Below are 5710 nucleotides of genomic sequence, written 5' to 3'. Positions count from 1 at the left end.
GCCCTCATCACCTTCTTTTTCGCCTCCTCGGGGTCCTCGGTGAGGGCGATGTGGCTCTCGGGCCGCGAGGATGACATCTTCCCGCCGGTGAGGCCGGTCATGAACCGATGGTAGAGGGAGGCCGGAGGCATGAAGCCGTATCCACCCTCTCCTACCTCAAACTCCCTCATCATCTCCTCGACCCTTCCCGCGTCCTCCGCCTTGGCGTCGAAGACGTCGATATGCTCCTCGTACCGCTTCACCCTCTTGTAGCCCATCTCCTTCAGGCGGGCGGCTGCGGCCTCGATCATTTCAGGGCCCGCGGCCTTCCCCCGGAGGCTGACGCGCCCCTCCCTCTCCTCCACCAGGAACTTTCTCATCCTGCTGGCGAGGTCGCGAGTGAGTCTGATGTGGGCATCCTGGTCCGAGCCGACTGGGATGACCACGGGCTTCGGTCCCCCGTTCTCTGCGAGCTGGGGGTGGAGTATATCGGCGCTCTGGACCATCACGCTCAACATGTGGGCGACGTTCGTCTCGCCGGAGAAGCCGTAGATGGCGGCCAGCTCCGAGAACCGCGCGGCTGCGGCGAGCTCGAAGGCGAGGTCCCGGACGGCCCGGCTCTTTGACTGGAAGTAGATGGTGCCCGAAGGCTCAAAGCCGAGGGCGATCAGGCTGAGGATGTACTCCTCGATCCCCATCTCCCGACACCTCTCCCAGCTTATCCCTCGGACCGAATGGGCCTCCATGTCAGCGATGGCGACGAAAGCGTCCCCCCCCTGCCTCTGGTGCCAGATTATCTCCTCCATCACCATCTTGCCGCCGAGATGGACCCTCCCACTGGGCATGAACCCGCTCATCACCGCGAAGGGCTTCTTTTCATTCATCGCCTCGATGACGGACTGGTAGTCTCGGTGGCCGAATATTATATGTCTCTTCATATATGGATGGGGATCGTCGATCTGGGGCAGAAGCTCCTCGAAGCTCGATATGCCGAACTCCTCGAAGAGCTTCGAGTAGTCGTCTATCGAGACCGCGCCCCAGGGGTCCAGCTTCGTTGCCATAGGTCCAGGCGATGCAGAATATGGTATATTTACCTTCTCGTCATCCCCCTGAAGGTCGCACCGTCGGGGAGGTTCCTGGCCTCGCTGAAGATATTTAAATTTGAACGTCGCTCATCTTCTCGATGAACCCTGAGTCCTTCCCCTGCGATATTGTGACCTGGGATGAGTTCTACGATCTCGCCAAGGTTCTGGCCCGCCAGATCAAGTCCTCGGGCTGGCGTCCCGACCTGGTGGTGGCCATCGGCCGGGGCGGCTACGTCCCGGGGCGGGTCGTCTGCGACTTTCTGGTCCACGACCTGCTCACCAGCATGAAGATCGAGCACTGGGGGATCGCAGCCCAGAAGAAAGATCAGGCTACCGTCCGCTTTCCCCTGGCAACGGCGATATCTGGCCAGAAGGTCCTGATCGTCGACGACGTAACCGACACCGGAGACACCCTCACCACGGCGACGGGCTACGTTGAGAGCCTGGGGCCAGCGGAGGCGAGGACCGCGGTCCTCCAGCACAAGATCAGCTCCGCCTTCGAGCCCGACTACTACGCGGAGAAGATCACCGAGTGGAGGTGGATCATCTATCCCTGGGCGGTCCACGAAGACCTGGTGGGGTTCTCCGAACGGGTCCTCTCCAGCTCAGAAGTTCCGATCTCGGCGGATCAGATCCGGGCAGATTTGAAGAGGAGGTTCGAGATCGATCTGGATGAGGAGCAGATGGCCGAGATCCTGGAGGACCTGGTAGCCCTGGGGAGGGGGACGGAGATTGGAGAGGTCTACAGGGGCGCTGGAGGCTGAATCGATAATCTTTTTGGATAAACAAAAATAAGCTATTTATATGAGAATGAATTTGTAGCCATAAAAATAGATGTGATTATTATGAGACAATTTTCGGTCAAGGTTTTGGACGATAAAGACCGGGAGTTCGTAGAGGTTCTGCGGGATCTCGGCATCCCCCGAAACGTCGCCAGCATGATCACCTACCTCGCCAACGTCTATGAGGCCACCTCCCGAGAGATCGAGATCGGGTCCAATCTCCGGCAGCCCGAGGTGAGCATCGCCATGAGAAGCCTCCGGAAGAACGACTGGATCGAGGAGAGGGAGATAAAGAAGGATGGAAAGGGCAGGCCTATGAAGGTCTACCGGCTCACCAGATCACTGGAGGAGATCATCGGCCACTTTGAGGAGGAGAAGAGAATAGAGTCGACGAGGGTGATGGAGAATATAGATCGGCTGAAGGACCTCAGCAGAAAGCTGAGCAGCAGCTGAAGAGATCTTTCATCCCGAAGAGACTATCCGGACGATCTCCAGCCTCCCCGATTCCACCAGCTCGTCGGCCGGAACGGGGTGGCCCTCCCAGAGAGCCACCACAGTCTCGGGGTTTATTTTGAGAAGCTCGAAGAGGCCTTCGTAGGTCAGGCCCCCCTTCAGATCGACGCTCCTCTCAGAGACGCTGCCGTCGGCGAGGATCCTGACATTAAGGGCGGTCAATCCTCTTCCTCACCGCCCGTTGCTACAAGATCTTCGAGGTTCTCCTCGATCAGCTTCTTCTCCAGGTTCTCTGTCTTCTTGTCGCCCTTTCTCTCAACGTCTCTCTTCTTGAACTTAGGCAGAAGCATCACCCCTGCTCACCCTTTGATCTGAGATGGTATTAACCTTTCGTCACCCGCGCCTTCTTCCGACGAAGGCCCACTGGTCATAGATCCCCAGGTCGTCGGGGTTTGCCACCACCTCTCCGATCCATCCGTCAGACCTGAGGGCCTCGGCCACCATCTGGGACTCCCTTTCGGTATAGGTTGTATAGATCACCATATCTCTCGCGAGAGCCGAAGAGCGGAGAAGTATCTCCTTCCAGAGGGACCAGTTGACCTCGTCAATCAGCCCCACCATGAATCCCACCACCGCATCGAAGTGCAGGGGTGGAAAGAAGCGGTCCAGCAGCCGGGCGTCCAGGACCATCGCCCTCTCTGAGTCGATGTATCCCGACTTCAACGCCATGCAGACCTCACAGCTGTCCAGATCCTCGGTCCAAGGGCGATAGCCGAGCCGTTTCAGGGCCTGGGTGGCCATGCCGCTCCCGCAGCAGATCTCCAAGAGCTCGCCTCCGGCGGGGAGAAGCGGTTCCAGAAACCTCACCAGCCCCTCGATCCTCTCGGGGACGAATAGCGGAGGGCTCGCCACAGGACAGCTCTCGCAGAAGAGCTCAAAAGAGAGGGAGATCGAAAGCCACTCCACCAATCCCCCCAGAAACCTCTCCTCAGAGACCTCGACGATCCGGGGGCTAGAGCTTCGGGGAAGGGCCTCGAGGCCACCCGTGCCTGAGTAGCGGTCCGTCAGGAGCAGCCAGATCTCTGCGGGCTCCGTCAGCTTAAGGGCGACCCCAAGAAGGGCGGTTCTCCCTTCTCCATCCTCTTCTTCGCCCCTCTCCTCCAGCACCTCTATAGACTCTTCGACCTTCAGCCCGGAGCTGAGGATCTCCGATGTCACCGGGAGGGTGATCAGGTCTGCCAGGGATTCTTCGGCCAAAAAGACCTCCTCACCGTCGTCTATCTTCAAGATCTCATGGAGCAGCACGGTCGATACCTTCAGATCCGGTCAGATATCAAGGTTTCTTTTGGGGAAACGGCTATATTGTCCTCTGCCTACCCTGATAGGGTTTGAAGCTGAAGGACGTTCCTGGAGTTGGGGCCAAGCTGAAGGAGAAGCTCGCAGCCCATTACGGAGACGAGGACGCCGCCCTGGAGGCTCTTCTGAAGGGGGACGTGGCCGGCCTTCTGGGGATGAGGGGCATGAGCCCGCGCCAGGCTATAGCCCTCGTCCAGAGGGCCCGAGGGGCGGAGCGCGGCCTCTCTCCCGCCGACTTTCTGGCCACCGACGAGGCGGTCCAGATCTACGAATCTCTGATGGAGCAGCTGGCGAAGTCTGCCCATACCGAGTACGCCAGTCATAAGCTCAGAACCCTATTCCCATCCTCCTGCCGGGAGATGATCGATGAGAACAGAGAATTTGCAGAATCGGCGATCAGATCGGCCTCAAATCTGGCCGACTCCGACCTCGCCCTCCACCTCTCAAAGATGAGACCGCTCCGCAAGGAGGCCCGATTACGGGTGAGGAACCGGGCCCTCGCGGTCGACTCGGCATCAGCCCTCCGGGATCTGAAGGAGAGGGGGATCGATAGGGTGGTAGACGTCCATCTCGTCGAGAGCCTGCGAGAGCTGAGAGACCTGGCCGGAGGGTACGACCGCGTCACCTTTCTCGGCAAGACCATCGACAGTTTTGCCCTGCCCGAGATCGAGGAGGCGGAGAGCGAGGAGGACTGGTATCTCGTCCCGGAGCTGGTTCTTCATCGTTATCTGGAGAACCAGGAGATTCTCGACTCGATCCTCGGAGCGGCAAAGATCCTGGAGACGCGCCAGGTCGCCTCCTTCGACGGCCTGGAAGACCTGATCCGGGGGCTTTCCGAGCTGAAGGATGACGACGAGCCCGAAGTTCGGCGGCTGGACCGGATCATCGCAGAGCTTGAAGGGCGGGTGAAAGAGGCGGTGGCCTGGGCCAACGCCGAGCTGAAAAAGAGGATAGAGAGCTGTTCAGTCACCCTCGCTGGGGACGATCTCCTCTCCGCCCTGGGCCGGGCCGAGGACCTCAGAGATCTCTTCGAATCCCGAATGGGAGGAACCTTCGCCGACGTACTGAAGGAGGCGAGGGACCGGGCCTCTTCCGGTCTTGATCTGAAAGGGGCCGAGAGGGCGTACTTCGAGGAGATCATCTCCTCGAAGGTCCAGTATCCCCTGGAGGAGGACCGAGAGTCTATCACCAGTCTTCTCCAGGAGCTGCGAAAGAAGGCCGAGGCGGAAAGGCTGAACTCCCGAAGATATATTGCCAGAGATCTGGCGGGAGAGTGGAAGATCGTCGAGGACCTCAACGTCGCCCTCTTGGAGTTCGACGTCGGATACTCCCTCGGCTGCTTCGCCCTGCAGAGGGTCTTCGTCATGCCCACCTTTGGTGAGGAACCATGTATCGGCTTCTTCGAAGGGAGAACCCTCCTTCTCGACGATCCGGAGCCGATCAGCTACTCGGTCGGTCCGACGGGCCTCGTCGAGCCCTCAGAGAGGACGGCGATCCTCAGCGGCGTCAACTCCGGCGGGAAGACGACCCTTATCGAGCTTGCTGCTCAGATCGTGATCCTGGCCCATATGGGGCTTCCGGTTCCGGCGGCATCGGCTCACCTCTCCGTCTTCGAGAGGCTCTACTACTTCGGCAAGAGCCAGGGCATCCAGGGAGCCGGGGCCTTTGAGGCGACGATCCGGAAGTTCTCCGCCCTGGCGGGAGGGGAGAGAAAGCTGGTTCTGGCAGACGAGCTGGAGGCGATAACCGAGCCCGGCGCCTCCGCCAAGATCATAGCCTCCCTCCTGGACGATCTATCGATGGGCGGGTCGGTCGCCATCTTCGTGAGCCACCTCGCAGAGGACGTGGCCAGGTCTGCCGAGACGACCGTCAGGATAGACGGGATCGAGGCTCGGGGTCTCGACGAAAACGACCGGCTGATCGTCGATAGAAATCCCCGATATAACCACCTCGCCAAAAGCACCCCGGAGCTTATAATCGACCGGCTCGTCCGGACCGCTGAGGGGGATGAGCGGGAGTTTTATGCGAGGCTCCTCTCGAAATTCCGGTGAATTT

General features: G+C 59.8%; 7 protein-coding genes. 3 read left to right on the top strand and 4 right to left on the bottom strand.

The genetic code is table 11. The annotated features are described in order from the left end of the window. On the bottom strand, positions 1–1040 hold a 1040-nt coding region (locus ACP5EL_RS08730), incomplete at its 3' end, for a tryptophan--tRNA ligase (protein ID WP_428402123.1). Between the two features lie 122 nt (positions 1041–1162). Here ACP5EL_RS08730 and ACP5EL_RS08725 point away from each other — a divergent pair. Both ACP5EL_RS08725 and ACP5EL_RS08720 read left to right on the top strand, forming a co-directional pair. After that, complete coding sequence (locus ACP5EL_RS08725; protein ID WP_428402122.1) at positions 1163–1828, top strand: phosphoribosyltransferase; 666 nt, start codon at positions 1163–1165, stop codon at positions 1826–1828. 81 nt (positions 1829–1909) lie between these two features. After that, on the top strand, positions 1910–2299 hold the full coding sequence (locus tag ACP5EL_RS08720) for an ArsR family transcriptional regulator (protein ID WP_428402121.1): 390 nt from the start codon (positions 1910–1912) through the stop codon (positions 2297–2299). A 9-nt stretch (positions 2300–2308) separates the two neighbouring features. On the opposite strand, the gene ACP5EL_RS08715 is transcribed toward ACP5EL_RS08720, so the two are convergent. Genes ACP5EL_RS08715 through ACP5EL_RS08705 form a run of 3 tightly spaced genes read right to left on the bottom strand, consistent with a single transcriptional unit; the run spans position 2309 to position 3604 of the window. Then, positions 2309–2521, bottom strand: a complete 213-nt coding sequence (locus tag ACP5EL_RS08715; protein WP_428402120.1) for a hypothetical protein — start codon at positions 2519–2521, stop codon at positions 2309–2311. Further along, complete coding sequence (locus ACP5EL_RS08710) at positions 2518–2652, bottom strand: hypothetical protein (RefSeq protein WP_428402124.1); 135 nt, start codon at positions 2650–2652, stop codon at positions 2518–2520. Before ACP5EL_RS08710 ends, ACP5EL_RS08715 begins: the two co-directional genes overlap by 4 nt. A gap of 40 nt (positions 2653–2692) precedes the next feature. After that, entirely contained in the window at positions 2693–3604 is a 912-nt protein-coding gene (locus ACP5EL_RS08705) for a hypothetical protein (protein ID WP_428402119.1), read from the bottom strand. Between the two features lie 83 nt (positions 3605–3687). On the opposite strand from ACP5EL_RS08705, the gene ACP5EL_RS08700 reads away from it, so the two are divergent. Next, positions 3688–5706, top strand: a complete 2019-nt coding sequence (locus ACP5EL_RS08700) for a MutS-related protein (RefSeq protein WP_428402118.1) — start codon at positions 3688–3690, stop codon at positions 5704–5706. Positions 5707–5710: the final 4 nt, after the last annotated feature.

Source organism: Methanocrinis sp., from assembly GCF_049974945.1.
In the GTDB taxonomy this organism is placed as follows: Archaea; Halobacteriota; Methanosarcinia; order Methanotrichales; family Methanotrichaceae; genus Methanocrinis.
The sequence above is the reverse complement of the archived record's forward strand: the minus strand, read 5'-3'. Positions and strand labels throughout refer to the sequence as shown.